The sequence below is a fragment of the Actinomycetospora termitidis genome, from assembly GCF_030286555.1.
Classification (GTDB): domain Bacteria; phylum Actinomycetota; class Actinomycetes; order Mycobacteriales; family Pseudonocardiaceae; genus Actinomycetospora; species Actinomycetospora termitidis.
Genome location: NZ_JASVWF010000002.1, coordinates 890,952 through 915,060, shown reverse-complemented (window position 1 = coordinate 915,060; position 24,109 = coordinate 890,952). Strand labels below are relative to the sequence as shown.

Here is a 24,109-nt window from a genome sequence, read left to right as displayed (position 1 = left end):
TCCTCACCACGTGCACGCGCCGTGTCCGGTGATCGGGTCCGGGTGACCCGGCCGGAGGGCCGGCGCTTGCGAGCGTCGGATGCTGGCTGCATCCACCCTGTATGACGCGTCGATCTCGGGGGGTGTTCCATGGTCCGGCGGGTGGATCTCCGTGTGCCATGTCACGCTCGACCAACAGTTTCGCGAGCAAAGTAGACGAATCGGACATTTCGTCGAGAACGGCTCTGCGGGTTTCTCCGGGATGCCGCATGGTTAATGGTCTGAACCAGTGACGCGACCATGTTCGCGAGGCGGGGAGGACGAGTACGTGACTGACACGGCGGAGGCAGGGGCCGGCGGGACGCCGCCCGACATCACGGTCACCGACGACGCGACGATGCGGCGCGCCGTGGGCGCGGCGGCGGTCGGCAACATCACCGAGTGGTTCGACTTCGGCGTCTACGCCTACCTGGTCACCACCATCGAGAACAACTTCTTCCCCCCGGACAACCCGACGCTCGCGCAGCTCGGCACGTTTCTCGGGTTCGCGGTGTCGTTCCTGGTCAGACCGCTGGGCGGGCTCTTCTTCGGTCCCCTCGGCGACAAGATCGGTCGCACGAAGGTCCTGTCGATCACCGTCATCATGATGGCGGTCGGCACCTTCCTGCTCGGCTTCATCCCGCCGTACTCGGCGATCGGTATCTGGGCACCGATCCTGCTCATCCTGTGCCGCGTCGTGCAGGGCTTCTCCACCGGCGGTGAGTACGCGGGCGCGATGACCTTCATCGCCGAGTACGCCCCCGACCGCCGTCGCGGATTCTTCGGCAGTTTCCTCGAGTGCGGGACGTTCATCGGCTACGCGCTCGGCGCCACCGTCGCGACCGTGATCCCGCTGGTCTCCACGCCCGAATTCGCGTCGACCTGGGCCTGGCGCATCCCGTTCTTCATCGCGCTGCCGCTCGGCATCGTCGGGGTCTACCTGCGCGTCAAGCTCGAGGAGACGCCGGCCTTCCAGACGCTGCTCAACGAGTCCGAGGAGCGCGAGGGCCAGCAGGCCGGCGAGGGCATCAAGAAGCTCTTCGTGCGCTACTGGCCGGCGATGCTCACCGCCGGCGGGCTGGTCGTGGCGTGGAACATCACGAACTACATGCTCACCAGCTACATGCCGACGTTCCTCGAGGACAACGTGACCGCGGTCGGCGGTCAGGCGATCGACACCACGACGTCCCAGGTGATCCAGATCGTCATCCTCTGGATCGGCGTGTTCATCATCCCCGCGCTCGGCATGCTCTCCGACCGGGTCGGCCGCAAGCCGTTGCTGATCACCGGGTGCATCGCGCTGGTCGTGCTGGCGTTCCCGATGCTCTACATCCTGCAGCTCGGCAACGTCCTCGCGGTCACGGTCGGCCTCGCCGTGATGGGCCTGATCCTCGTGCTGTTCGCCGCGACCTGCCCGTCCACGCTGCCGGCGCAGTTCCCGACGGAGATCCGCTACGGCGGCCTGTCGATCTCGTTCAACATCTTCGTCTCGGCCTTCGCCGGGACGACGTCGCTGATCATGACGGGGCTGGTGCTCGGGACCGGGTGGGGCTACTGGCCGGCGGTGTACCTGATCTTCGCCGGGCTCGTCGGCGTCCTGGCGCTGCTCAAGCTGAAGGACCCCGCGGGCCGGCCGCTGCCCGGCTCCAACCCGTCGGTGTCCACCCCCGAGGAGGCGCGCGAACTCGCCGCCTCGGGCACGGCCGCCCGCGGCTGACGGTTCACGACGTCGGGCCCCGTCCTCCCCGGTGGAGGGCGGGGCCGTCGTCGTTCAGACCGGGCGACGCAGGACGAAGCGGCTCTCGACGACCGTGGTGTAGGTGCCCGACGAGTGCACGTAGCCGGTCGGGTAGAGCGCGTGCTGCGGGCCGCCGAACTGCACGAGCTCCCAGCCGTCGCGCCCGAGCCGGTTGAGGTGCTCGGCGAACAGACGCGCCCACGGCACGCTGTAGGGCCGGTACTCCTCGAAGATCAGCTCGTCCTTCGGGCCGATCGCGTACGCCTGCCACTCGGCGGTGTCGTGGCTCGACGACGAGGGGTCGAGGTCGGACTTCGCCAACTGGACCGCCGAGATCTCGAGGGTCGCGTACTCCCAGGCCGTCACGCCGCAGAGCCTCGCACGCCGGGCACCCGGAGGGTCACGACGCCCGCCGGTGCCGCGTCGCGGGCGGGGCCGGGCGCGCGGAGCGCATCGGGGACACGACCCCGCGGCGCAGGTTCGCCCGACCGACCGGGATCCCGGCCCGGGGCCGCTCGACGCTGCGCCCGGCCAGGGTCCGCGCCCCGCCGGGCTCCGCGGAGGCGGAGTCGCCCAGCAGGAACCCCACGACCTTCGCGGCGAGCCCGACCACGATCAGGGCGATCCCGAGCACCATGCCGGCCCCGAGCGCGATGAGGGCGGTCCCGGCGACGAGCAACCCGAATCCGGTGAGGAGGAGGACCGCCGAGCGCATTCTCACCACGCTAGGTGAAACCCGAACCGACGGCGCTGGTCTGATCGGGTCGGGTTCCATCCGGGTGACGTGCGCGGAGCGCGGCCGTAGGGTGCCCCCACGCGATCACGCCTGGAGGGGTGCATGAGGGAAGTCGCCGTCCGGTACGTCAACGGACCGCTGCAGGGTGTCGGAGCGATCTCGGTCCCGGAGGACGGGCCGGCGGAGCCCCCGCTGGTGCAGCGGATCCCGCTCCCGTCGAACGAGCGCGGGGTCCGGGAGACGATGTCCCGGATGGTCGGCGGGCAGAGCCACGCGATCTACGAGCGCACGGCCCTGAACGAGGCCGAGGAGTGGGAGTTCCAGCTCGTCCGCGTGGAGTGAGCCCGCGCGGTACGAGGAGGAGGATGCGCCCATGACCGGACCCGTGGCCATCACCGTGCGCCCCGCCGAGGACGACGACGCGTCCCGGATCGCCGACGTCTTCGGCGGGTACGTCCTGGCCTCCATCGCGACGTTCGTGGAGGACCCGCCGTCCGAGGCGACCTGGCGGGAGCGCATCGCCGCGGCCCGCGAGCGCAAGCTGCCGTTCCTGGTGGCCGACCTGCCCGCCGGGCACCCGAACGCCCCCCGGGGCGGCCTGCGGGTGGCGGGGTTCGCCGTGTGCGCGCAGTTTCGCCCGCACGCGGCCTACCGGTACACCGTCGAGGACTCGGTCTACATCGCGCCCGAGGCGACCGGCGCGGGGCTCGGCGGGCGCCTGCTCACGACCCTGGTCGACGACCTCGCCCACACCGACGTGCGGCAGGTGGTCGCCGTCATCGCGACGCTGCCCGACGCGCGCCACGACACCCCCTCGATCGTCCTGCACCGTCGGCTCGGATTCGACGTCGTCGGCCGGATGCCGGCGGTCGGATACAAGCAGGGACAATGGGTGGACACCGTGATCATGCAGAAGGATCTGCGCCCGGGAACCTGATCCCGTCGCATTCTGATTATTCTCTGCGTCTCATGGACATCGGTCGTGACGAGAGTGCACAATCGAGTCACCCTTTCGACGAAATGCGCGCGACTCTCGTCATCGGCTCCGACCCCCACCGTTTCTTCCCCGGGCGTCGCGTCACCTCCGCGGCGCCCACCTCCCCGGCCGGGCACCCGCCGCCACGGGTGTCCGGCCGGGTTCCACGGCGCTCCGTGTCGCTCCGTACGGCTCCGACCTGCGGCGATGGCCCGCCGCCACCGTCCAGGCGCAGTCGGACGACGCGTGTGGTGAACGTGAACCGCGGGATACACCCGATCGGGGGTAATCGTCGCTGAATCGTTCAGCGATCAACGGACTCGTCCCTGTCCGGTCCGGCCTCACTGAGTGAGAGAAACGGGGCTGATCAGCCCACCGTTGAGGCGGATCGTTCCCCGAACATTCGTCCGGTTGCCCGACGACAAACCCGTTGCGAATACGTTCACCGGGCCCGGAACAGCACGTCCGAACCCTTTCTCGTAGCCTTTCGCCCCGTGGAAGGTGTTCAGAGTCGCGATCTCCTCGCGGCCGAGCCGGAGGAGGTCTCCGGTGAGGTCGTGGGGTACGGGCGGGGATCAGCCAGTACGCCGAGCGAGGCCGGGAATCCCGAGGAACAGCGCGCCGCGCTGCTCGCCGCGGGATGCACGCGGGTCTTCGTGGACTCGTCGTCGGGAAAGGGAGGCGCGGCCCGGCCCGAGTTCGACGCCTGTCTGGCCGCGCTGGCGCCGGGTGACGTCCTCGTCGTCGTGCGCCTGGACCGACTCACCCGGTCCCTGCCCCAGCTCGTGGGGCTGGTGAGCGAGCTGCGCACCCGCGGTGTCGGGTTCCGCTCGTTGCACGAGGGACTCGACACGACGACGCCCGGCGGCCGGCTCGTCTTCCACGTCTTCGCCGCGCTCGCGGAGTTCCTGCGCGAGCTGCTCGTCGAGGGCACGCGCGACGGCCTCGCCGCCGCGCGTGCCCGCGGCCAGCGGCTCGGGCGGCCGCCGGCCCTGAGCCCCGACCAGGTGGCCCAGGCGCGGGCGATGCTGGCCCGCCCGGAGAACTCCGTGGCCTCCATCGCCCGGCTCCTGGGCGTCAGCCGGTCCACGCTCTACAAGCACGTCCCCGAGCTCGGCGGACGACAGGTCGTCCCGCCCGGGCCGGACGACGCCCACCCCGGTCAGGAGAACTGACGGGTCAGCTCGGCCGCGTCCCGGCGACGCGACGGCTCTTCGACGCCGGGCGCGCCCGCGTGCGGGCGTTGCGAGCGGTCTCCCGGGCGCTCGGCCGGGCCTCCACCGTCTCGGGCTCGGACGGCCCGACGGCGGGTGCCGGCGCCGGCGCGGCCGGGCGCGACGGCGCGACCGGCGGTGCCGGGACGGGCGGCGCGGGGACGGGCGGTGCCGGGACGGGCGGGACTGCGGCGGCGGGAGGTCGGGGGCCGGCCGCCGTCGGGCGGGCCGGGGACGGGAGCGGGCGCGGCGGGACCGGACCCGGGGCTCCCGGGGTGGCCGGAGACATCTCCGGCCGCGGCCGGGCCGACCAGCCGGGCGGTAGCGGACCGACCGGGCGCCCGGCGTCGCGCGGGACGTCCGGGCGCGGGGGTGCCGGTGGGCGCACGGGCGCGGCGGGCGGTGCCGCCGGTGCGCCGCGGTCCCGATCGAACCACCGGATGTTGCGGCCCGCCGCCCACGCGTTGCCGCCCGCGACCAGCGCCACCCCGAGCGCCACCACGCCCAGCGCCCACTCCCCCGCGGCGACGAGTCCGAGGAACGCCAGGATGGCCGCGGCGGTGACGAGTCCGGCGGCGGCCAGCGTCGACGCGGCGGCACCACCCGACTCGTGGATGCAGTACCACGGCGTCGAACGGCCCCGGGCGGGCTCTCGGGGCGTCACGCCATGGGAAACGGTCGCGACCGCCGTCGGGTGACGGTCTCTCTCACGGCGCGACCCGCCACATGCGCACGACGGCCACCCCGGCCGCGTCGAACTCGCGGCCGCTCTCCACGTAGCCGTGGCGGGCGTAGAGCGCCAGGTTGCCCGCGCTGCGCTCCCCGGTCACCAGCGCCGACTCCACGCCCGTGGCGAGGTCGGCGTGCGCCGCGGCGATGAGCGCCGTCCCGATGCCGCGCCCCTGCACGTCGGGGGCCACCGAGCAGCGCGCGAACCCGATCGGGGCCGGGCCGCCCACCCCGTGCAGGCGGACGCTCCCGACCAGGCGCGACCCGGTCCAGGCCGCCCAGCCGCGGGTGTCCGGTCGCGCGAGGTCGGCGGCCAGCTCGGCGGCCGTCTCCGTCAGCGGCGGGATCTCGAACGAGCCGTACAGGCGCCCCTCGGAGAGGAACGCCGCGTACTGCACCGTCAGGGCCTCGCCGACGTGCTCGGGACGCAACCGGTCGATCACGACCGGCCCCGACCGGCCGTCGGGAAGGACCGTCATCCCACCTCGGCCATGACCTCGTCGGAGGCGTCGAAGTTCGAGTAGACGTTCTGGACGTCGTCGGAGTCCTCGAGCGCGTCGATGATGCGCAGGACCTTGCGGGCGCCGTCCGCGTCGACCTCGACGTTCATCGACGGGACGAAGGACGCCTCCGCCGAGTCGTAGTCGATGTCGGCGCTCTGCAGCGCCGTGCGCACGGCCACGAGGTCGGTCGGCTCGCAGACGACCTCGAAGTTCTCGTCGTAGTCGTTGACCTCCTCGGCCCCCGCCTCGAGGACGGCGAGCAGGAGGTCGTCCTCCCCGATCTCCCCGGAGGCCTGCTCCTTCGGGACGAGGATGACACCCTTGCGGTTGAAGAGGTAGGCGACCGAACCGGGGTCGGCCATCGCGCCGCCGTTGCGGTTCATCGCGGTGCGGACCTCGCCCGCCGCGCGGTTCTTGTTGTCGGTGAGGCACTCGATGAGCACCGCGACGCCGCCCGGGGCGTAGCCCTCGTAGGTGATCGCCTGGTACTCGGCCCCACCGGCCTCGGCGCCCGACCCACGCTTGACCGCCCGGTCGATGTTGTCGTTCGGGACGGAGGTCTTCTTCGCCTTCTGGATGGCGTCGAAGAGGGTCGGGTTGGCGGCCGGGTCCCCGCCGCCGGTCCGCGCGGCGACCTCGATGTTCTTGATCAGCTTCGCGAACATCTTGCCGCGCTTGGCGTCGATGGCGGCCTTCTTGTGCTTCGTCGTCGCCCACTTGGAGTGGCCGCTCATGGCTCTCCGCCCTTCGTCGTCCGCGCGTAGCCGTGCAGCGGCCCGACCTCCGCGAGCGGGGTGCCGGCGCCGGCACGGGCGGCGAGGGCCCTCCGGGGCCCGTCGCGCTCCTACCTCGACCGACGAGTCTACCGGCGGGGGCTCCTCCAGTGACGACGGAGGCGTGACTGTCGGGGGTTCGATCTACAGTTCGAATCATGGCCGCCGTGCTGCTCACCGAGACGCCGGGCGGTGACCCCTTCGCCGGGGTCACCGCCGGGCCGGAGCTGGCGGCCGTCCTCGCGGCGGTGGTGCCCACGGAGCTGTCCGGCCAGCACGCGGCGGCGTGGATGCGGGCCGCGGCCCGGCAGCGCAACCACGACGACGCGGTGCTGCTGCGCGCGCTGCAGGAGGCGTGCCGGGCCCGGGCGGACACCGCGGAGCGCGTCCACGACGGGCAGTTCGCCCCGGCCGTCGCGGCCGCGGGGCTGGGCTGGTCCGAGACCATGGCCTCGACGCGCTTCATGCTGGCGGACTTCGTGCTGGACCGGGTGCCTGCCCTCGGCGAGGCGATGGCGTCGGGATACCTCGAGGAACGCAAGGCCGCGATCTTCCACTCCGCGACCGAGGGCCTCGACGACGGCCAGTGCGCCCGGGTGGTCGAGATCGTCCTCCCCGAGGCCGGCGGCCTGGCGTACCAGGCGCTGCGACTGCGGATTCTCGAGGTCGCCCGCGCGGTCGATCCGGAGTGGGCGGCGGCCCGGCTCGCCGCCGCGGTCGCCGCCGCGCGGGTCTCCGCCCGTACCGCGCCGTCGGGAGCGGTCGACCTCACCGGGCACGACCTGCCGCCGGACCTCGCCCAGGACGCCAAGCTGCACCTCGACGCCCTCGCCGTCGAGCTGCGGGCGCGGCTGGCGTTCGTCGGCAGCGACGTCGGGCTGGGCTTCCTCCGGGCGCGGCTGTTCCTGCGCCTGCTCGATGGCTCCCTTGCCGGCGCCGACGACCAGGCCGCCCTCGACGCCGTGTTCACCGAGGTCTGCAGCGGCCCACCGACCGACCCCGGCCGCGACCCGGGCGGACCCGACGACGACGGACCCGACGGACCCGACGGACCCGACGGACCCGACGGACCCGACGGCAAGGGACCCGACGACGGCCCGCCGCCCGATGACACCGACCCGCACGACTCCGGCGCGGAGGACACCGACCCGCACGACACCGGCGCGGACGGCCTGGCGCCCGCCGTGCTCGCCCACCCGCGCGGCGTCGCGCTGCGCATGCGGCTCTCGACCCTGCTCGGTCTCGACGAGCACCCCGGCGAGCTGCCCGAACTCGGCGGCACCACCGCCGGGGCCGCTCGGGGCGTCGCCGCCGCCCACGGCGCCGCGAGCTGGCACGTGCTCGTCCACGACGAGCACGACACCCTGCGTCACCTGCTGGTCCTCCGCGCCCCACCGCACTGCACGAGAAACGAACGACACCGCCGGCGCATCGTCGAGATCACCGCCCCGGCGGCGCTGCTCGACGCCCTCCTCGAGGAACCACCCGCCGACCCGTGGCTCGCCGGGCTCCTCGCCGCCTACCGGCGCTCCTGCGACCTGCCGCCCGACCAGCACCCCGCGACCACCACGCGCGATCGCGACCGCCGCCTGCCCGGGGCCGCCCTCGCCCGCTGGATCGACGCGCGCGACGAGCGCTGCATCGCCCCCGGCTGCCGCAGGCTCGCCGCCCGCTGCGACCACGACCACACCCTCGACCACGCGTTCGGCGGGCCCACCCAGGCCGACGGGCTGGGCAACCTCTGTCGCCACGACCACCGCGCCAAGCACGAGGGCGGCTGGCACTACGAGCAACCCGAGCCCGGTCGCTTCGTCATCACCGACCCCACCGGGACCGTCCACCACGTCCGCAGCCGCGTCACCCACCCGCTGCCCGCGCCTCTAGCACCCGGCACGCAGGTCCCACCCGCCCTGCTCGCCCGGCGGCCCGCGGTCGAGCGGCCCGACTACGCCGCCCGTCCCACCCGCGACGGCTACTACACCCCCGCGTCGCTGGCCACCGCCGCCCACCTCACCCGCCGACTGGCCGCCCGCGCCGGCCCGCCCCCGCCCGGTGACGAGGACGACGACCCGCCCTTCTAGGACGTGCGTTAGGTTCTGGGTCTCGTCAAGCAACTCAGGAGGTCCGGTGAGCACCGAGGTCACGCCCGTCGTCCGGGAACGCTCGTACACCTGGGAGGACCCGCGCGCCCTCGCCGCCGCGGCCGGCGGGCGCACCGGGCTGGAGTTCCTGCAGGCCCTGGCGGTGGGCGAGCTCCCGCCCCCGCCGATCATGGCGACCATCGGCGCGGACGTGGAGACCGTCGAGGAGGGCCGGGTGGTGTTCACGCTGACCCCGGCCGAGTTCCACTACAACCCGATCGGCTCGGTGCACGGCGGGATCTTCGCGACGCTGCTCGACTCGGCCTGCGGGTGCGCGGTCCAGTCGACGCTCCCCGCGGACGTGGCCTACACGAGCCTGGACCTGAGCGTGCGCTTCCTGCGCCCGATGTCGTCGGAGACCGGACCGGTGCGCTGCGAGGGCGTCGTGGTCTCGTCCGGACGACGGGTGGTGCTCGCGCGCGCGTCGATCACCGACGCCGGTGGGCGGCTGCTCGGCGAGGCGACGTCGAGCTGCCTGATCCTGCGCTGACGGTCAGGCCGACCGGCGCCGGGCCCCGGGGCCCGGCGTGATCCGCACCCGGTCGGAGGGGGCCAGCACGTGCCCGTCGTCGCACACCTCCCGCACGTGCACCTCGGCCCCGCAGTCGTGCACGACGACGGCCGGTGCGCCTTCCGGCCCGGCGCGGTGCCGGTCGCCGAAGGCCATGAGGGCGAGCAGCACCGGGCGCAGGTCGCGGCCGACGGCGGTCGGCCGGTACTCGTGCCGGGTCCGACGGCCGGGCTCGCGGTACTCCCGGGTCTCGAGGATGCCGGCCCGGACAAGCGTGGTCAGGCGGCGGGTGAGGACGTTGCGGGCGATGCCGAGGTGGTCGACCAGGTCGTCGAACCGGGAGACCCCGTTGAGTACGTCGCGCAGCACGAGCATCGCCCACGGCTCGCCCAGCACCGTCATCGTGCGCGCGATCGAGCAGGTCGCGGAGTCGAGCTCCCGCCAGTCCATGGGACCAGCGTAGGTGAGTGGCGCGGCGGGACTCAGCGTGCCGCGGCCACGGACTCCCGGACCCGCGCCACGAACAGGTCGTGCAGGCGGGCGTCCCCGGTCTGTTCCGGGTGGAACGCGGTCGCCATCACCGGCCCCTGCCGCACGGCGACGACCTTGCCCGACGCCGGGCCCCCGGTGCTGGAGGGGATGCGGGCGAGCACGTCGACCCCCCGGCCGACGGACTCGACCCACGGCGCGCGGATGAACACCCCGCGGACCGGGCCGCCGCGCACGCCGGTGACCGTCAGGTCCGTCTCGAACGACTGCACCTGGCGCCCGAAGGCGTTCCGGCGCACCACGACGTCGAGGGCGCCGAGCTGGTGCTGGTCGGGCCGGGCGTCGATGGCCTCGCGGGCGAGCAGGATCATCCCCGCGCACGAGCCGAACGCCGGCAGGCCCGCGGCGAGCCGCGCACGCAGCGGCTCCAGCAGGTCGAAGGCGACCAGGAGCTTGGAGAGCGTCGTCGACTCCCCGCCCGGCAGGACCAGGCCGTCGACCGCGTCGAGCTCGGCCGGACGGCGCACCGGCCGCGCGTCCGCGCCGCACGCCTGCAGCGCGTCGAGGTGCTCGGCGACGTTGCCCTGGAGGGCCAGGACCCCCACGGTCGGAGCCGCCACCGTCGTCATCGCCCCTCCGTGTGCCTACGAGTCCGCTACGTGTCCGTCCGCCCCGGGAACCGCGCGCGGTACTCCTCGAGGTGCTGGCTGGCGCACATCCGCTGCTCCTGCTGGCCATTGGCCTGCGCCATGCACTCGTCGAGGGTCAGCCCCGCGCCGAACTCCCCGGAGCCGACCAGCGTGGGCACGACCACCGCGAGCCCCCAGACGAGCCCCACGATACCGAGCGCGAGGCCGGCGAGGGCCGCGCCGCCCGAGCGCTCCGGGTCACCGAAGGCCTTCCGCGCGCCGATGAAGCCGATGACGACGGCCGCGAGCCCGGCCACCACGCCCACCCAGCCGACCACCCACGCGGTGCCCGCGGCGATGATCCCGAGCACGAGGGCCGGTGAGCCCCAGCCGCCCCAGCCGCCCGGGCCGCGGTCGTCCGGGCCGGGTCGGACGTCGGCGGGGCGGGAGCTCGTCATGTCGGGATCGTCCCACGGGCCCCCGACGACCGGCCGTCGACCTACTCGGCGGCGTTCGGGAAACGCTGGTTGAACTCGGTGATGTGCTGCGACTTGCACATGTGCATCTCGTGCGCGCCGTAGGCCTGCTGCAGACACTGGTCGAGGGTGAGCCCGTCGCCGAAGGTCCCGCTGCCGAACAGGGACTGGGACACCACGACCGCGCCCCACACGAGCCCGACCGCGGCGAGGACGAGCCCACCGAGCGACAGCGCGCCGTCGGTCGCGAGGCCCTTCCAGGCCCGGCGCGCGCCCAGGTACCCCGCGGCGGCGCCGAACAGGCCGAGGACCACGCCGGCCCACCCGCTCCACGCGGTGCCGGCGGCGAGCAGCCCGAGCACGAGAGCGGGCGTGCCCATGCCGTTGCGACGCTCGGTGCCCTCCTCGGCCGGCGGCGCCCCGGCCTCCGGCCGCGCCGGACGCGGCGCCGCGGGCGGGTTCGGACGCGGCGCCGCGGGCGGGACCGGAGCAGCCGGAGCAGCCGGGCCGGCGACCGTGGGCAGCACGTCGGTCGGTGCGTCGACCGGCTGCATCGGGACGACCCGCCGTCGGGCGCCCTCGTTCGTCTCCGCGGTCATCGCGCGCGATCCTCCCATCCCGGACGTTCCGGACTCCCGGTGGTCCGTCACCACCCCCGCGTCGCCAGCCGCTCCGAGTCGGGCATGTCGCTGGTCGTGCGTCCCACCATGGCCTCCCCCAGGCCGGCGGAGACCTTCGCGATGACGTCCGGGTCGTCGTGGAAGGTGGTGGCCTTGACGATCGCCTCGGCCCGCCGGGCCGGGTCCCCGGACTTGAAGATGCCGGAGCCGACGAACACGCCCTCGGCGCCGAGCTGCATCATCATCGCCGCGTCGGCGGGGGTCGCGATGCCGCCGGCGGTGAAGAGCACCACCGGGAGCCGGCCGGAGCCCGCGATCTCCTGCACGATCGGCAGCGGCGCCTGCAGCTCCTTCGCCGCGGCGTAGAGCTCCTGGCTGTCCATCCGCGCGAGCCGGCGGACGTCGGCCCGGATGGCGCGCATGTGGCGGGTCGCCTCGACGACGTTGCCGGTCCCGGCCTCGCCTTTGGACCGGATCATCGCCGCGCCCTCACCGATGCGTCGCAGCGCCTCACCGAGGTTCGTCGCCCCGCACACGAAGGGGACCGTGAACGCCCACTTGTCGATGTGGTGGGCCTCGTCGGCGGGGGTGAGCACCTCGGACTCGTCGACGTAGTCGACCCCGAGGGACTGCAGGACCTGCGCCTCGACGAAGTGCCCGATCCGCGCCTTCGCCATCACCGGGATGGACACGGCGTCGACGATCCCCGTGATCATGTCGGGGTCGGACATCCGGGCGACGCCGCCGTCGGCCCGGATGTCGGCCGGGACGCGCTCGAGCGCCATGACGGCGACCGCGCCGGCGTCCTCCGCGATCTTCGCCTGCTCGGGCGTGACCACGTCCATGATCACGCCGCCCTTGAGCATGTCGGCCAGACCGCGCTTGACCCCGTCGGAGCCGGTCCGGGACGTGCTGGTCTGGGTGGGGCTGGTCATGCCCCCGATGCTAAACGTGTCCCCCGGCGACGTCAGCGGTGACGGCGGCTACCCCGGACCGCTACTGGATCGGCACCGGCGGGTCGACCGGCGCGGTCGAGCCGGGATCGCCCAGCAGGTCGGAGAGCTGGCGCGGGTAGACGACGTCGATGGTCGCGGCGAGCTCGGTCCGGGTCCACCAGCGGTGCCGGCGCACGGTGCGCCGCTCCAGCTCGGTGAACCCCGAGACGTCGATCTCCGGGGTGTCGTCCACGCGCAGCAGGAAGAACAGCTCGCGCGCGGCGTAGGCGACGCCGTCGTGGGAGAACCTGACGTCCCGGACCCAGACCGGGCCGGCGAGGCCGTCGGCCGTCATCCCGGTCTCCTCGCGCAGCTCCCGCGCCGCGGCGTCGACGGGCTCCTCCCCCGGCTCGACCCCGCCGCCGGGGGTGAACCAGAAGGTCTCCGTCGGGCGGGCCGGGTCGACCCCCTCGAAGAGCAGGACCCGTTCGTCGGGGTCCAGGACGACGACGCGGGCCGCGTCCCGGGCGAGCGCGGCGTCCTCCGGCTCGTCGGCCGGGCCCGCACCCGCGGACGGCTCGGCGATCTCGAAGTACTCCGGGTCGGGCGCGGTGCCGGCCAGCCGCAGCACCCGCACCATCCGCCGCCCGCGCAGGGCGCGGGTGTCGCGCACGGCGTCGTTGTGGATCCGGCGGGCGACGACCACCCGGGCGTCCGCGTCCGCGAGCTCGGCCGAGAGGTCCGGCGGCAGCGTCGCGGTCTCCAGCGGTGCGCGGTGGGCGACCAGCTCGTTCTCCGCGACCTCGCGGGCCTCCCCGTCCCCGGCCGACTCCACGTGCCGGGCGGCCGCGCGCAGCGCCCGGCGGGCGGTCGGCGAGAGCGCCGAGGGCGGGGCGGTGGCGGCGACGGCGCGCACCACGGCGGCCCGGCGGTCCAGCGCGGCGAGCAGGCCGAGGCGGGCGGCGTCGATCCGGACGTGCAGCCGGTCCAGCCGCCGGGCCCGGCCGATCGCGATCAGGGCGGTGACCAGCAGCAACACCACGACGACCGCGATGACGACGACGAGGACCCATCCGCCGGGCCCGAACACGTTCACGCGCCACTCCCCTGTCCCGCTCGCCTGCCGGACGAGATTACTGCCGGCTCGTCGCGGGCCTCGACGCGGCGGGGATCGGCGGCGACGGCCACCTCGTACACGCGCAGCACGGCCGCGGCCACCGTCGTCCAGTCGAACGCGCGCACCCGCAGCCGACCTGCGGCGGCCAGATCGGCCCGTCGGGACGGCGCGTCGAGCAGGGCGGCCAGGCCCGACGTCCACGCGGCCGGGTCGTCGGGCGGGAGGAGCAGGCCCGCCTCCTCCCCGGTGTCCGGGTCGGTGAGCACGCGGCGGAACGCCTCGATGTCGCTCGCGGCCACCGGGGTGCCGGCGGCGAGCCCCTCGGCGACGACGATGCCGAAGCTCTCCCCTCCGGTGTTCGGGGTCGCGAGCACGTCCATCGCCCCGAGCGCGCGGGCCTTCGTCCGCTCGTCGACCGCGCCGAGCACGTCGACCCGGTCGGCGAGCACCGCGGGCAGCCGGGACCGCAGCTCGGCCACGTCCCCGCGCCCCACCACGAGCAGCCGGGCGTCGAGCGGCTCCAGGGCCTCGAGCAGGGTCGGCATGCCCTTGCGCGGCTCGTCGAAGCGCCCGACGAACCCGACGGTGCGCGTCCCGGACGGCCGGGGCAGCGGGTCCGCGGCGGCGACGGCGGCGATCGCCGCGACGTCGACCCCGTTCGGGATCTCCACCGCGTCGCCGCCGAGGTGCTCGACGTAGACCTGGCGCGCCAGCGGCGAGACCGCGATCCGGGCCGTCACCCGCTCCAGCAGCGGGCGCAGCACCGGCTGGAACGCGAGCATCGTGCGCGAGCGCGGGGTCGAGGTGTGGAAGGTGGCGACGACGGGTCCCTCGGCCACCGCGAGCGCGAGCATCGACAGGCTGGGGGCGGTCGGCTCGTGCAGGTGCAGCACGTCGAACGCGTTCGCCGCGAGCCAGCGCCGCACCCGGTGCATCGACACCGGCCCGAAGGTCAGCCGTGCGACCGAGCCGTTGTACGGGATCGCCACCGCGCGCCCGGCCCGCGTCACGAACTCGGGGACCGGCGTTGACTCGCTCGCGGGCGCCAGCACGTCGACGTCGTGCCCGAGCCCGATCAGCGCGCGGGCGAGGTCCAGCACGTGCGCCTGGACCCCGCCCGCCACGTCCAGCGAGTAGGGGCAGACGATCCCGATGCGCACCCGTGCAGTGTGCGCTGCGCGCAGGTGAGCACTACGAGGGCCTATAGCCGCACTTTCTGCTCACCTGTACGAAGTACCCATGGTGGACGACGTCGACCGGCAACTGCTGCGCCTGCTCGGAGCCGATCCGCGGGCCTCCGCACGCAGCCTGTCGCGCGCCATCGGCATGTCGCCGGGCGCGGTCGGCGAGCGGCTCGAGCGCCTCCAGGAGCGCGGGGTGATCCGCGGCTGGACCCTCGAGGTCGACCCGGCGGCCCTCGGCTACGGCCTGGAGGTCCTGGTGGCGATCGAGCTGCGTCAGGGCAAGCCGGTGCAGACCACGTTCGACCTGCTCTCGGGCATCACCGAGGTCCGCTCGATCCAGCTCGTCACCGGCCGCTGGGACCTCGTGCTCACCCTGCTGGTGCGCGACCAGAACCACCTGCGCGACGTGCTGCTCGGCGACGTCTGGTCCGTCGCGGACTTCCAGCACAGCGAGACCATGATCATCCTGGACACGCGGCGGCGGATGGGTTCAGTCGAGGAGTAGCTCCCGTGCCGGGTCGCTGAGCACCGCCCCGATCCGCGCCAGCACCCGCGAGCCGAGCTCGCCGTCGACCAGCCGGTGGTCGAACGACAGCGAGAGCGTCGTGACCTCGCGCAGCGCCACCTCGCCGTGGTACTCCCACGGGCGGCGCGCGATGCGCCCGACGCCCAGGATCGCGGACTCCCCCGGGTTGAGGATCGGCGTCGCCGCATCGACCCCGAACACCCCGACATTGGTGATCGTGACGGTGCCGCCGCGCATCCGCTCCGGGGTGGTCCGGCCCTCCCGCGCGGTCGTCGTCAGCTCCTCGAGCGCCCGCGCGAGCCCGACCAGCGTCAGCGACCCGGCGTCGGGAACGTTCGGGACGATCAGGCCGCGCGGCGTCGCCGCGGCGATCCCGAGATTGACCGTCCGGAGTCGGACGATCTCCTGGTTCGCCTCGTCCCACCGCGCGTGGACCTCGGGGTGGTGCCGGATCGCGGACAGCACCGCCCGCGCGACCAGCAGCAACGGCGTGACGCGGACCCCGGCGAACGCCGGGTGCTCCTTGAGCACCGCCACCGTCGCCATCGTCTCGGTGGCGTCCACGGTCAGGAACTCGGTGACGTGCGGGGCGGTGAAGGCGCTGGTGGTGACGGCGGCCGCGGTCGCCTTGCGCACCCCGGCGATCCGCTCGCGGGTCTCCCCCGCCGGTTCCGGCTCCTGCTCGAGGTGACGGCGGACGTCCTCGCGGGAGATACGCTCGCCCTCGTACGCCACCTCGGCCAGGTCGACCCCGGCGTCCTTGGCCATCTTGCGCACGGGAGGCGTGGCCGGCGGTCGCCCGTTCCCGACGGCGGGTGTGGCCGGTTCCGGCGCGCGGCGCCGCCGCCGGCGCGTCGCGGACGCGCTGGTGCCGTAACCGACGAGGACGTCGCCGGAGCCCTCCTCGGCCGGCTCGGTCGCCGTCGTGATCGTGACGATCGGGCTGCCGACCGCCACGGTGTCGCCCTCGCCGACGAGGATCTCGGCGACGGTGCCGTCGAACGGGCACGGCAGCTCGACGGCCGCCTTGGCCGTCTCCACCTCGACGAGGGTCCGGTTGACCGTCACGGCGTCCCCCACGGCGACGTGCCAGGTGAGGATGTCCGCCTCCGTGAGCCCCTCGCCCACGTCGGGGAGGCGGAAGGTCTCGGTGGTGGGCACGAGGGCTCCCGTCGGTCGTCGCGAGATCAGTAGGCCAGCGACCGGTCGACGGCGTCGAGGACGCGGTCGAGGTCCGGGCGGTAGTGGGACTCCAGCCGGGCGGCCGGGTACGGCACGTCGAAGCCGCCGACGCGCAGCACGGGCGCCTCGAGCCGGTCGAAGCAGCGCTCGGCCAGCGTCGCCGCGATCTCGCCGCCCAGGCCGCCGAACGTCGGGGCCTCGTGGACGACGACCGCCCGGCCGGTGCGTGCCACGGCGGCCGTCAGCGCGTCGACGTCGACCGGGGAGAGCGAGCGCAGGTCGACGACCTCGAGATCGTGGCCCTCCTCCTCCGCGGCCCGGGCCGCGGCGAGGCAGGTCTCCACCATCGAGCCCCACGTCAGCAGGGTCAGGTCGGAGCCGGGTCGCACGGTGCGGGCGGCGTCGAGGGGCAGGTCGGCGTCGGCGGCGACCTCGCCCCTGGACCAGTACCGGCACTTCGGCTCGAAGAAGATCACCGGGTCGTCCGAGGCGATCGCCTGGCGCAGCATCCAGTGCGCGTCCTGCGGCGTGGCCGCGGCGACCACGCGCAGCCCGGCGGTGTGCGCGAAGTAGGCCTCGTTGGACTCCGAGTGGTGCTCGACCGCCCCGATCCCGCCGGAGACCGGGATCCGCACGACCACCGGCACGGTGATCCGTCCGCCGCTACGGGCGTGGATCTTGGCGAGCTGCGAGGTGATCTGGTTGAACGCCGGGTAGACGAAGCCGTCGAACTGGATCTCGCAGACCGGCCGGTAGCCGCGCATCGCGAGGCCGATCGCGGTCCCGACGATGCCCGCCTCGGCAATCGGGGTGTCGATGACGCGGTCGGGGCCGAAGTCCTTCTGCAGGCCGTCGGTCACCCGGAAGACCCCGCCGAGGCCACCGACGTCCTGGCCCATCACGAGGACCGAGGGGTCGGTGGCGAGGGCGTGGTGCAGGGCTTCGTTGACCGCGCGCGAGAGCGTGGTGGGCACGGCTCAGTCCTCCTCGAAGGAGGCGCTGTACGCGGCGTACGCCTCGCGCTGGTGGTCGACCGTCGGGGAGCCCGTCGGCAGGACGTGGGCGAACATCGCTGCCGGATCCGGGTCCGGCAGGGCCCGGCACACCCGGCGGACCTCGGTGCCCAGAGCGTCGGCCTCGGCGTCGAGGTCGGCGACGAACGCCTCGTCGGTCCACTGCTCGCGCTCGAGGAGCCGGCGCAGCCGGTCGATCGGATCGAGGGTGCGCCAGTGGTCGAGCTCGGCCTCGCTGCGGTAGCGGGTCGGGTCGTCGGAGGTCGAGTGCCCCGCCATCCGGTACGTGGTCGCCTCGATCAGGGCCGGTCCCTCGCCGCGGCGCACCGCCTCCGCCGCCCGCTGCGTGGCCGCCCGGACCGCGAGGACGTCGTTGCCGTCGACGAGCTGGGCCGCGAGCCCGAAGCCCTCGGCGCGCCGGTGCAGCGGGGCACCGAACTGGGCGCTCGTCGGGGTGGAGATCGCCCACTGGTTGTTCTGGCAGAAGAACAGCACGGGGGCGTGCACCGTCGCGGCCCAGTTGAACGCCTCGTTCGCCTCGCCCTCGCTCGACGAGCCGTCGCCGAAGTAGGTCAGGACGATCTCGTCGGTGCCGTCCCGGGCCACGCCCATCGCGTAGCCGACGGCGTGGAGCAGCTGGGCGGCGAGCACCAGGGTGTAGATGCCGAAGTGGTGCTCGGCCGGGTCCCAGCCGCTCTGCCGCACGCCGCGCCACTGCGCGAGGAGCGCCTCGGCGGTGATGCCCCGGCACATCGCCGCGGCGTGGTCGCGGTAGGAGGGGAAGACCTGGTCGTCGTCGCGGATCGCGCGGATCGACCCGACCTGGGCGGCCTCCTGCCCGAGACACTGCAGCCAGAGCCCGAGCTCGCCCTGGCGTTGCAGGTTGTAGGCCTCGGAGTCGAGTCGCCGGGCCAGCACCATGTCGCGGTACAGGGCTCGGCACAGCTCGGCGTCGACGTGCTCCGCGGCGGGGTCGTCGCGCAGCGTGCCGTCGGGGTCGAGCAGTCGGTACGTCTCCATCGGGTCTCTCCACCGGGTCGCGGTGCCTGGAGTCCGGTCGGCGGAGCGGGGTCGCCGCGCCACCGACTGGCCGTATGTGCACCATCATCGACTCGTGCCGCCCTCTTGTCCAGTCCTGAGGCGACTTGACCGGATGATCGTTCGGGTCACCGACCCGTCGTCGCCCGGGCGCACACTGCGGAGACCCAGAGCATCGCGGCGATCACGCCGAACCCCAGCGTCATCGACCCGAGAGCGCCCCCGGTCATCGCCCAGGCGTTGCCGGCGACCACGGTCACCGCGCCCAGGACGGACACGACGGCGGCACCCGGCCGGCCCTCGCGGCGGAACCGGACCGCGAGGACGACGCACGCGGCGGCCAGGGCGGCGAACGCCAGCGTCCCGGCGAGCAGGTGACCGGCGCCGTGCCAGCTCATCGCGGTGGTCCCGGGCGGGTCGAGGACCAGGGCGCCGGCCGCCACGAAGCCCACCCCGTAGACCCCGGTGAGCCGGCCGAGCCACGGGTGCTGCGGCAGTCGGCGTCGCAGCCCCACCGCTCCGGCGAGCACGAGCAGCCCGCCGACGACGAAGTTCGTGATCTGCAGCCAACCCAGCGATCCGGTCGAGAGCATCGAGAGCGGCTGGACGCTGAAGTCGAAGTCCGGCCGCAGGACGGCCTGGGCCAGCGCGACCGTCGTCCACAGCGGGGCAGCGACCGCGCCGGCGAGCAGCAGGCGGCGGGTCGTGGCCGGGGTGGTCGTGGTGTCGGGGCGGGTCGGGAGCGTGGCGGTCATGGCGTCCTCCTCGGTGCGGGGTGTCGGGAGGACGTCGAGCACCTCGATGCGACAGGGAACGGCTACATTCCCTGTCATACCGCTCGACCCGACGTCATGACGACCGATCCGCACCACCAGGGAGATCACGATGCGATTCCTCATGACGACCGGTGAGAACAGCCGTCGGCCCGACGAGGCCCTCTTCGCCGAGATGGGCGCCTTCATCGACGAGATGACCGCGTCCGGGCACCTCGTCCTGACCGGCGGCCTCGCCCCGGACTCCCGCCGCATGGAGTCGCACGGGGACGAGATCACCGTGACCGACGGGCCGTTCGTGGAGGCGAAGGAGGCGATCCTGGGCTTCGCGATCATCGACGCGGAGTCCTGGGACGAGGCGCTCGAGGTCGCGAAGCGCTTCCGCGCCGTCGTCGGTGACGGGCAGTCGACGATCCACCAGGTCTTCGGGCCCTGATGGACGACCCCGGGGAGGTCGCCGCCGCCGTCTGGCGCGCCGAATCCGCGACGATCGTCGGCGGGCTGGTGCGCATGGTCGGCGACGTCGGCCTCGCCGAGGAGCTCGCCCAGGACGCCCTGGTCGCGGCGCTCGAGCAGTGGCCGACCGCGGGCGTCCCCGACGCGCCGGCGGCGTGGCTGACCACGGTCGCCCGCCGCCGCGCCGTCGACCACCTGCGCCGGGTCGGCCGCCTCGACGTCCTCGACGAGGCCGGCCCGGCCCCCGACGACGAGCCGGTGCCGGACACCGACGACGCCGTCCGCCTGATGCTCCTCACGTGCCACCCCGCCCTCGCCCGCGAGGAACGCACCGCGATGACGCTGCGGCTCGTCGCCGGCCTGTCGACGGCGGAGATCGCGCGGGCGTTCCTGCTGCACGAGCCGCAGGTCGTGGCCCGGATCGCGCATGCGAAGCGCACCCTCGCCGAACTCGGCGTCCACCCACCGGACGTCCCGGGCGAGCGGCTCGGCTCGGTCCTCGAGGTCGTGTACCTCGTGTTCAACGAGGGCTACACCGCGACCGCGGGCGACGACCTGCTGCGCCCGGCCCTGGTCGACGAGGCGCTGCGCCTCGGCCGGCTGCTCGCCGGACACACGCCGGACGAGCCCGAGGCGCACGGCCTGCTGGCCCTGATGGAGCTCCAGGCCTCGCGGTCGGCGGCCCGCACCGACGCGACCGGCGCGCCGGTCCCCCTCGACGAGCAGGACCGCACGCGCTGGGACGACGCCGCGGTCCGCCGCGGCCTGACCGCCCTGCTGCGCGCCCGCGAGGTGCAGGTCGGCCCGCCCGGCCCGTACGTGCTCCAGGCCGCGATCGCCGTCGGGCACGCCCGCCCGGAGGGCACCGACTGGGTCCAGGTCGCGGCGCTCTACGACCTGCTGGTCGCGGTGCTGCCGACGCCGGTGGTGCGGCTGAACCGGGCCGTGGCCCTCGGCCGGGCGCACGGCCCCGAGGCCGCCCTCGCCGCCGTCGAGGAACTCGCGGGCGAGGGTGCGCTGCGCGACTACCACCTGCTCCCGGCCGTCCGGGCCGACCTCCTGGCCCGGCTGGGCCGCGACGCCGAGGCGAGGATCGAGTGGCGGCGGGCGGCCGCTCTCACCGCGAACGCGGCGGAACGGGCCGTGCTGCTGCGCCGCGCCGACGCGCTCGCCGCGGCCGCGGCCACCGGGCCGACGCTCGGACCGGCGGTCGACGGGTTCCTGGCCCGGGAGGACCTCTCGGCGGCGTCGCGCCGCTCCTACGGCCAGACCCTGCACCGGCTGGTGGGCGCCCTCGGCGACGCGCTGCCGCTGTCCGCGCTCGACGCCCCGGGGGTGGCCGCCGTCGTCACGACCACCTGGCGGGCGGTCTCCCCCGCCACGTGGAACCGGCACCGGGCCGCCGTCCGCTCCTTCGGGACGTGGCTCGGGCGACCGGAGCTCGCCGGCGAGCTCGACGCCCGGACCCCGGCGCCGCGCGCGGCGGCGGCTGTGCCGCCCGTCGTGCCCGACGGTGCCCTGCGCGAGCGGACGTTGTGGGCGCTGCTCGCGGACACCGGCGCCACCGTCACCGACGTGCTCGGCCTCGACGTCGAGGACCTGGACCTCCCCGGACGCCGGGCGGGGACGGCGCGCTTCTCCCCCGCCACCGCCGGGCTGCTGCGGGCCCTCGTCGGGAGCCGGACGGGCGGGCCGCTGTTCCTCTCCGACCGGCGGCCCGGACCGACGCGAACGCCCGGTGCGCGGGACCTGTGTCCGCACACCGGGCGTCGCCGGCTCTCCTACGAGCGCGCCGAGTACCTGTTCAAGCAGGCCTCCGGCGGCTCGACGTTGAGGTCACTGCGCTCATCGGGCCGTCAGGCCGTCATCTCCTCGAGCTCCTTGCCCTTCGTCTCCTCGATCGATCGGTAGACGAAGAAGAACGAGATCAGGGCGAACGCCGTGTAGAGCCCGTACGCGAGCGTCAGCCCCACGTCGGCCAGCGACTGGAACGTCACCGTGATGAGGAAGTTCGCGATCCACTGCGCGGCGGCCGCGACGGACAGCGCGGCGGCACGCAGGTAGTTCGGGAAGATCTCACCGAGCAGCACCCAGACCACCGGACCCCAGGTGATCGCGAACGCGACGACGAACAGGTTCGCCGCCACCAGGGCGATCGGGCCCCAGGCGCCGGGCAGGCCCACGGTCGCCTCGCCGCTCTCGCTCACGGTCGGCACCGACTGCGAGAACGCCACGGCCATGACGCCGAGCGTGATCGTCATGCCGAGCGAGCCCGCGAGCAGCATCGGCCGGCGCCCGACCTTGTCGACGATGAGGATCGCGACGATGGTCGACAGCACGTTGATCAGACCGTTGATCACCGACGCGGTGAACGAGTCGGACTCCGAGAACCCGACGGCCTGCCACAGCGTCGTCGAGTAGTAGAAGATCACGTTGATGCCGACGAACTGCTGGAAGACCGACAGCAGGATGCCGACCCAGACGATCGGCTTGAGGCCGAAGCGCTCCCCGGAGAGGTCGCGCAGCGACGGCTTGACGTCCCGGCGCAGCGACTCCGCGATCTCGGTGATCTTGTGCTGCACCGACTCCCGCGACCGGGCCTCGACCGACGCCAGGACCTCGGTCGCCTTCTCCATCTGTCCCTTGGCCACCAGGTAGCGCGGGGACTCCGGGATGCGCAGGGCGAGCAGCGCGTAGATCACCGAGGGGATGACGCCGACCAGGAACATCCAGCGCCAGGCCTCGAGCCCGATCCAGAACTCGTTCGCGGCACCGCCCGCGACCCCGGCGAGCAGGGCGTCGGAGAGCAGCGCGACGAAGATGCCGAGCACGATCGCCATCTGCTGCAGCGAGCCCAGCCGGCCGCGGATGTGCGCCGGGGCGATCTCCGCGATGTACGCCGGGGCGATCACGGACGCGATACCGATGCCGACCCCGGCGAGGATGCGCCAGATGATGAGGTCCCAGACCGCGAAGGCCAGGCCGGAGCCGATCGAGCTGATTGCGAACAGCGCGGCCGCGATGAGCATGACGCGGACGCGGCCGTAGCGGTCGGCGACCGGACCGGCGAACCACGCGCCGACCGCCGAGCCGAGCAGGGCACAGGCCACCGCGAAGCCGGACAGGAGCGGGCTGTTCGTCAGGTCGAACTGGTTGTTCAGGGCGTCGACGGCGCCGTTGATGACGCTGGAGTCGAACCCGAACAGGAAGCCGCCGACGGCGGCGACGATCGAGACCAGGATGGCCTTCGTCGTCGTCTGCGGCTGGTTCCCGGAGGCTCCGGGCGAGACCGACGAGCCCCCCGGCCCGACCGGCTGATCAGTGGTCATGACGTGCTACCTCTCGTGACAGCGGTGTCGGGATGAGTACGTGCCAGGTCGGCGGCGCCGACCATTCCCGCCTCCCAGCCGAGTTCGGCCAGGCGGACCTCCGCCACCGGACGGTGGCCGCGGCCCGTGAGGTTGCCGCGGAAGGTCGCCTCGACCCGGCTCCGCAGCACCTCCCCCGCCTCGGACACCCCGCCACCGATGACGAACAACGACGGGTCCAGCACCGCGGCGAGCTGGGCGCAGCCCAGACCGATCCACCGGCCGATCTCGTCGAAGCAGTGCAGGGCACCGACGTCGCCCCGCTGGGCGAGCTCGGTGACCATCTCCCCGGAGATCGCGTCCGGGTCGCCTCCTGCGCGCTCGAGCAGACCCGCGGCGAACGCGGGCGAGTGCCGGGCGATCTCGCGGGCCTCCGTGACCAGGGCACGCCCGGAGCCGTACTGCTCCCAGCAGCCCTGCAGCCCGCACCCGCAGCGCCGGCCGTAGGGGACCATCGTGATGTGGCCGATCTCGGCCGCGACCCCGAAACCGCCACGCAGCAGCCGGCCGCCGACGACGATCCCGCCGCCGACCCCGGTGCCGATCGTGATCGCCACCAGGTCGTCGTGGTCGCGGCCCGCGCCGAACCGCGACTCCGACCACGCGACCACGTTCGCGTCGTTCTCGACGACGACGGGCAGGCCGAGCGCGACGGTGAGCTTCGTCCGCAGGTCCTCGTCCCGCCACGCCAGGTTGGGCGCGAACATCACCGTCGAGCGGTTCGCGTCCACGAAGCCCGCGGCCCCGATGCCGACCGCGTGCACCTCGTGCGCGCCCGCCAGCTCCCGCACCGCGTCCGCGATGCCGGACAGCACACCCTCGGTCGACTTCGCCGGGGTCTCGCGACGGGTGTGCGCGAGCAGCTTCCCGCTGCCGTCGACGACACCGGCGGCGATCTTGGTACCGCCCACGTCGACGCCGACGGTCAGCCCGTCGCCGGGGACCTCCGCGGGTTCGGTCATGG

27 protein-coding genes are annotated in these 24,109 nt (G+C 74.0%); 9 read left to right on the top strand and 18 right to left on the bottom strand.

Going from position 1 to position 24,109, the window contains the following annotated elements; genetic code table 11:
• The first annotated feature begins 307 nt into the window (after window positions 1-307).
• A complete protein-coding gene (locus QRT03_RS12385; RefSeq protein WP_286053107.1) occupies window positions 308-1,735 on the top strand; it encodes an MFS transporter in 1,428 nt (475 codons plus the stop codon).
• Window positions 1,736-1,789: 54 nt separating this feature from the next.
• On the opposite strand, the gene QRT03_RS12380 is transcribed toward QRT03_RS12385, so the two are convergent.
• Together QRT03_RS12380 and QRT03_RS12375 are read right to left on the bottom strand one after the other, a co-directional pair.
• Window positions 1,790-2,122 carry a hypothetical protein gene (locus QRT03_RS12380; protein WP_286053106.1) on the bottom strand — a complete coding sequence of 111 codons (333 nt, stop codon included), beginning with the start codon at window positions 2,120-2,122 and terminating at the stop codon, window positions 1,790-1,792.
• A 34-nt stretch (window positions 2,123-2,156) separates the two neighbouring features.
• Window positions 2,157-2,471, bottom strand: a complete 315-nt coding sequence (locus QRT03_RS12375; RefSeq protein ID WP_286053104.1) for a hypothetical protein — start codon at window positions 2,469-2,471, stop codon at window positions 2,157-2,159.
• A gap of 123 nt (window positions 2,472-2,594) precedes the next feature.
• Between QRT03_RS12375 and QRT03_RS12370 the strand changes: the two genes are divergently transcribed.
• The 3 genes from QRT03_RS12370 (at window position 2,595) to QRT03_RS12360 (ending at window position 4,643) form a co-directional block, all read left to right on the top strand.
• Window positions 2,595-2,834, top strand: coding sequence for a hypothetical protein (locus QRT03_RS12370; RefSeq protein ID WP_286053103.1), 240 nt, complete (start codon window positions 2,595-2,597; stop codon window positions 2,832-2,834).
• A 31-nt stretch (window positions 2,835-2,865) separates the two neighbouring features.
• Window positions 2,866-3,429, top strand: a complete 564-nt coding sequence (locus tag QRT03_RS12365; RefSeq protein ID WP_286053101.1) for a GNAT family N-acetyltransferase — start codon at window positions 2,866-2,868, stop codon at window positions 3,427-3,429.
• Window positions 3,430-3,962: 533 nt separating this feature from the next.
• Window positions 3,963-4,643, top strand: a complete 681-nt coding sequence (locus QRT03_RS12360; RefSeq protein WP_286053100.1) for a recombinase family protein — start codon at window positions 3,963-3,965, stop codon at window positions 4,641-4,643.
• A gap of 4 nt (window positions 4,644-4,647) precedes the next feature.
• Here the strand turns inward: QRT03_RS12360 and QRT03_RS12355 are convergent, their stop codons facing one another.
• From QRT03_RS12355 to QRT03_RS12345, 3 genes are read right to left on the bottom strand one after another with little or no spacing between them, the layout of a single operon-like run.
• Window positions 4,648-5,346, bottom strand: coding sequence for a hypothetical protein (locus QRT03_RS12355; RefSeq protein ID WP_286053099.1), 699 nt, complete (start codon window positions 5,344-5,346; stop codon window positions 4,648-4,650).
• A gap of 43 nt (window positions 5,347-5,389) precedes the next feature.
• A complete protein-coding gene (locus QRT03_RS12350) occupies window positions 5,390-5,890 on the bottom strand; it encodes a GNAT family N-acetyltransferase (protein ID WP_286053098.1) in 501 nt (166 codons plus the stop codon).
• A complete protein-coding gene (locus QRT03_RS12345; protein WP_286053097.1) occupies window positions 5,887-6,648 on the bottom strand; it encodes a YebC/PmpR family DNA-binding transcriptional regulator in 762 nt (253 codons plus the stop codon). The genes QRT03_RS12350 and QRT03_RS12345 overlap by 4 nt, the downstream gene beginning before the upstream one ends.
• 197 nt (window positions 6,649-6,845) lie before the next feature.
• Here QRT03_RS12345 and QRT03_RS12340 point away from each other — a divergent pair, with 197 nt between their 5' ends.
• Complete coding sequence (locus QRT03_RS12340; protein ID WP_286053095.1) at window positions 6,846-8,768, top strand: HNH endonuclease signature motif containing protein; 1,923 nt, start codon at window positions 6,846-6,848, stop codon at window positions 8,766-8,768.
• A 46-nt stretch (window positions 8,769-8,814) separates the two neighbouring features.
• Window positions 8,815-9,318, top strand: coding sequence for a PaaI family thioesterase (locus QRT03_RS12335; RefSeq protein WP_286053093.1), 504 nt, complete (start codon window positions 8,815-8,817; stop codon window positions 9,316-9,318).
• A gap of 3 nt (window positions 9,319-9,321) precedes the next feature.
• Here the strand turns inward: QRT03_RS12335 and QRT03_RS12330 are convergent, their stop codons facing one another.
• From QRT03_RS12330 to QRT03_RS12300, 7 genes are all read right to left on the bottom strand, one after another.
• On the bottom strand, window positions 9,322-9,789 hold the full coding sequence (locus QRT03_RS12330) for a winged helix-turn-helix transcriptional regulator (RefSeq protein ID WP_286053091.1): 468 nt from the start codon (window positions 9,787-9,789) through the stop codon (window positions 9,322-9,324).
• A gap of 32 nt (window positions 9,790-9,821) precedes the next feature.
• Window positions 9,822-10,457: a pyridoxal 5'-phosphate synthase glutaminase subunit PdxT gene (gene pdxT, locus QRT03_RS12325; protein WP_286053089.1), complete on the bottom strand. Its 636-nt coding sequence runs from the start codon at window positions 10,455-10,457 to the stop codon at window positions 9,822-9,824.
• Window positions 10,458-10,483: 26 nt separating this feature from the next.
• On the bottom strand, window positions 10,484-10,915 hold the full coding sequence (locus QRT03_RS12320; RefSeq protein WP_286053088.1) for a hypothetical protein: 432 nt from the start codon (window positions 10,913-10,915) through the stop codon (window positions 10,484-10,486).
• A 41-nt stretch (window positions 10,916-10,956) separates the two neighbouring features.
• Window positions 10,957-11,532, bottom strand: a complete 576-nt coding sequence (locus QRT03_RS12315) for a hypothetical protein (protein WP_286053087.1) — start codon at window positions 11,530-11,532, stop codon at window positions 10,957-10,959.
• 47 nt (window positions 11,533-11,579) lie between these two features.
• Window positions 11,580-12,488 carry a pyridoxal 5'-phosphate synthase lyase subunit PdxS gene (gene pdxS, locus QRT03_RS12310; RefSeq protein WP_286053086.1) on the bottom strand — a complete coding sequence of 303 codons (909 nt, stop codon included), beginning with the start codon at window positions 12,486-12,488 and terminating at the stop codon, window positions 11,580-11,582.
• A gap of 61 nt (window positions 12,489-12,549) precedes the next feature.
• Window positions 12,550-13,584, bottom strand: coding sequence for an NUDIX hydrolase (locus QRT03_RS12305; protein WP_286053085.1), 1,035 nt, complete (start codon window positions 13,582-13,584; stop codon window positions 12,550-12,552).
• A complete protein-coding gene (locus tag QRT03_RS12300) occupies window positions 13,581-14,765 on the bottom strand; it encodes a glycosyltransferase family 4 protein (RefSeq protein WP_286053084.1) in 1,185 nt (394 codons plus the stop codon). Before QRT03_RS12300 ends, QRT03_RS12305 begins: the two co-directional genes overlap by 4 nt.
• Window positions 14,766-14,844: 79 nt before the next feature.
• On the opposite strand from QRT03_RS12300, the gene QRT03_RS12295 reads away from it, so the two are divergent.
• Entirely contained in the window at window positions 14,845-15,294 is a 450-nt protein-coding gene (locus QRT03_RS12295) for an Lrp/AsnC family transcriptional regulator (RefSeq protein ID WP_286053083.1), read from the top strand.
• Here the strand turns inward: QRT03_RS12295 and QRT03_RS12290 are convergent.
• The 4 genes from QRT03_RS12290 to QRT03_RS12275 all read right to left on the bottom strand — a co-directional run bounded on the left by QRT03_RS12290 (window position 15,280) and on the right by QRT03_RS12275 (window position 19,303).
• A complete protein-coding gene (locus tag QRT03_RS12290) occupies window positions 15,280-16,476 on the bottom strand; it encodes a dihydrolipoamide acetyltransferase family protein (RefSeq protein WP_286053082.1) in 1,197 nt (398 codons plus the stop codon). The genes QRT03_RS12295 and QRT03_RS12290 overlap by 15 nt on opposite strands.
• Window positions 16,477-16,502: 26 nt before the next feature.
• A complete protein-coding gene (locus tag QRT03_RS12285; protein ID WP_286053081.1) occupies window positions 16,503-17,471 on the bottom strand; it encodes an alpha-ketoacid dehydrogenase subunit beta in 969 nt (322 codons plus the stop codon).
• A 3-nt stretch (window positions 17,472-17,474) separates the two neighbouring features.
• Window positions 17,475-18,530, bottom strand: coding sequence for a thiamine pyrophosphate-dependent enzyme (locus QRT03_RS12280; RefSeq protein WP_286053080.1), 1,056 nt, complete (start codon window positions 18,528-18,530; stop codon window positions 17,475-17,477).
• A 146-nt stretch (window positions 18,531-18,676) separates the two neighbouring features.
• On the bottom strand, window positions 18,677-19,303 hold the full coding sequence (locus QRT03_RS12275) for a DUF998 domain-containing protein (RefSeq protein WP_286053079.1): 627 nt from the start codon (window positions 19,301-19,303) through the stop codon (window positions 18,677-18,679).
• 142 nt (window positions 19,304-19,445) lie between these two features.
• Between QRT03_RS12275 and QRT03_RS12270 the strand changes: the two genes are divergently transcribed.
• Window positions 19,446-19,757: a YciI family protein gene (locus QRT03_RS12270; protein ID WP_286053078.1), complete on the top strand. Its 312-nt coding sequence runs from the start codon at window positions 19,446-19,448 to the stop codon at window positions 19,755-19,757.
• Window positions 19,757-21,688, top strand: coding sequence for a DUF6596 domain-containing protein (locus tag QRT03_RS12265; RefSeq protein ID WP_286053077.1), 1,932 nt, complete (start codon window positions 19,757-19,759; stop codon window positions 21,686-21,688). Before QRT03_RS12270 ends, QRT03_RS12265 begins: the two co-directional genes overlap by 1 nt.
• Here the strand turns inward: QRT03_RS12265 and QRT03_RS12260 are convergent.
• Window positions 21,634-23,106 (bottom strand): sugar porter family MFS transporter, encoded by a 1,473-nt coding sequence (locus QRT03_RS12260; RefSeq protein WP_286053076.1) that lies wholly within the window; start codon window positions 23,104-23,106, stop codon window positions 21,634-21,636. The two genes, QRT03_RS12265 and QRT03_RS12260, sit on opposite strands and share 55 nt — an antisense overlap.
• Window positions 23,103-24,107, bottom strand: a complete 1,005-nt coding sequence (locus QRT03_RS12255) for an ROK family glucokinase (protein ID WP_286053075.1) — start codon at window positions 24,105-24,107, stop codon at window positions 23,103-23,105. The genes QRT03_RS12260 and QRT03_RS12255 overlap by 4 nt, the downstream gene beginning before the upstream one ends.
• Between the last annotated feature and the right edge of the window lie 2 nt (window positions 24,108-24,109).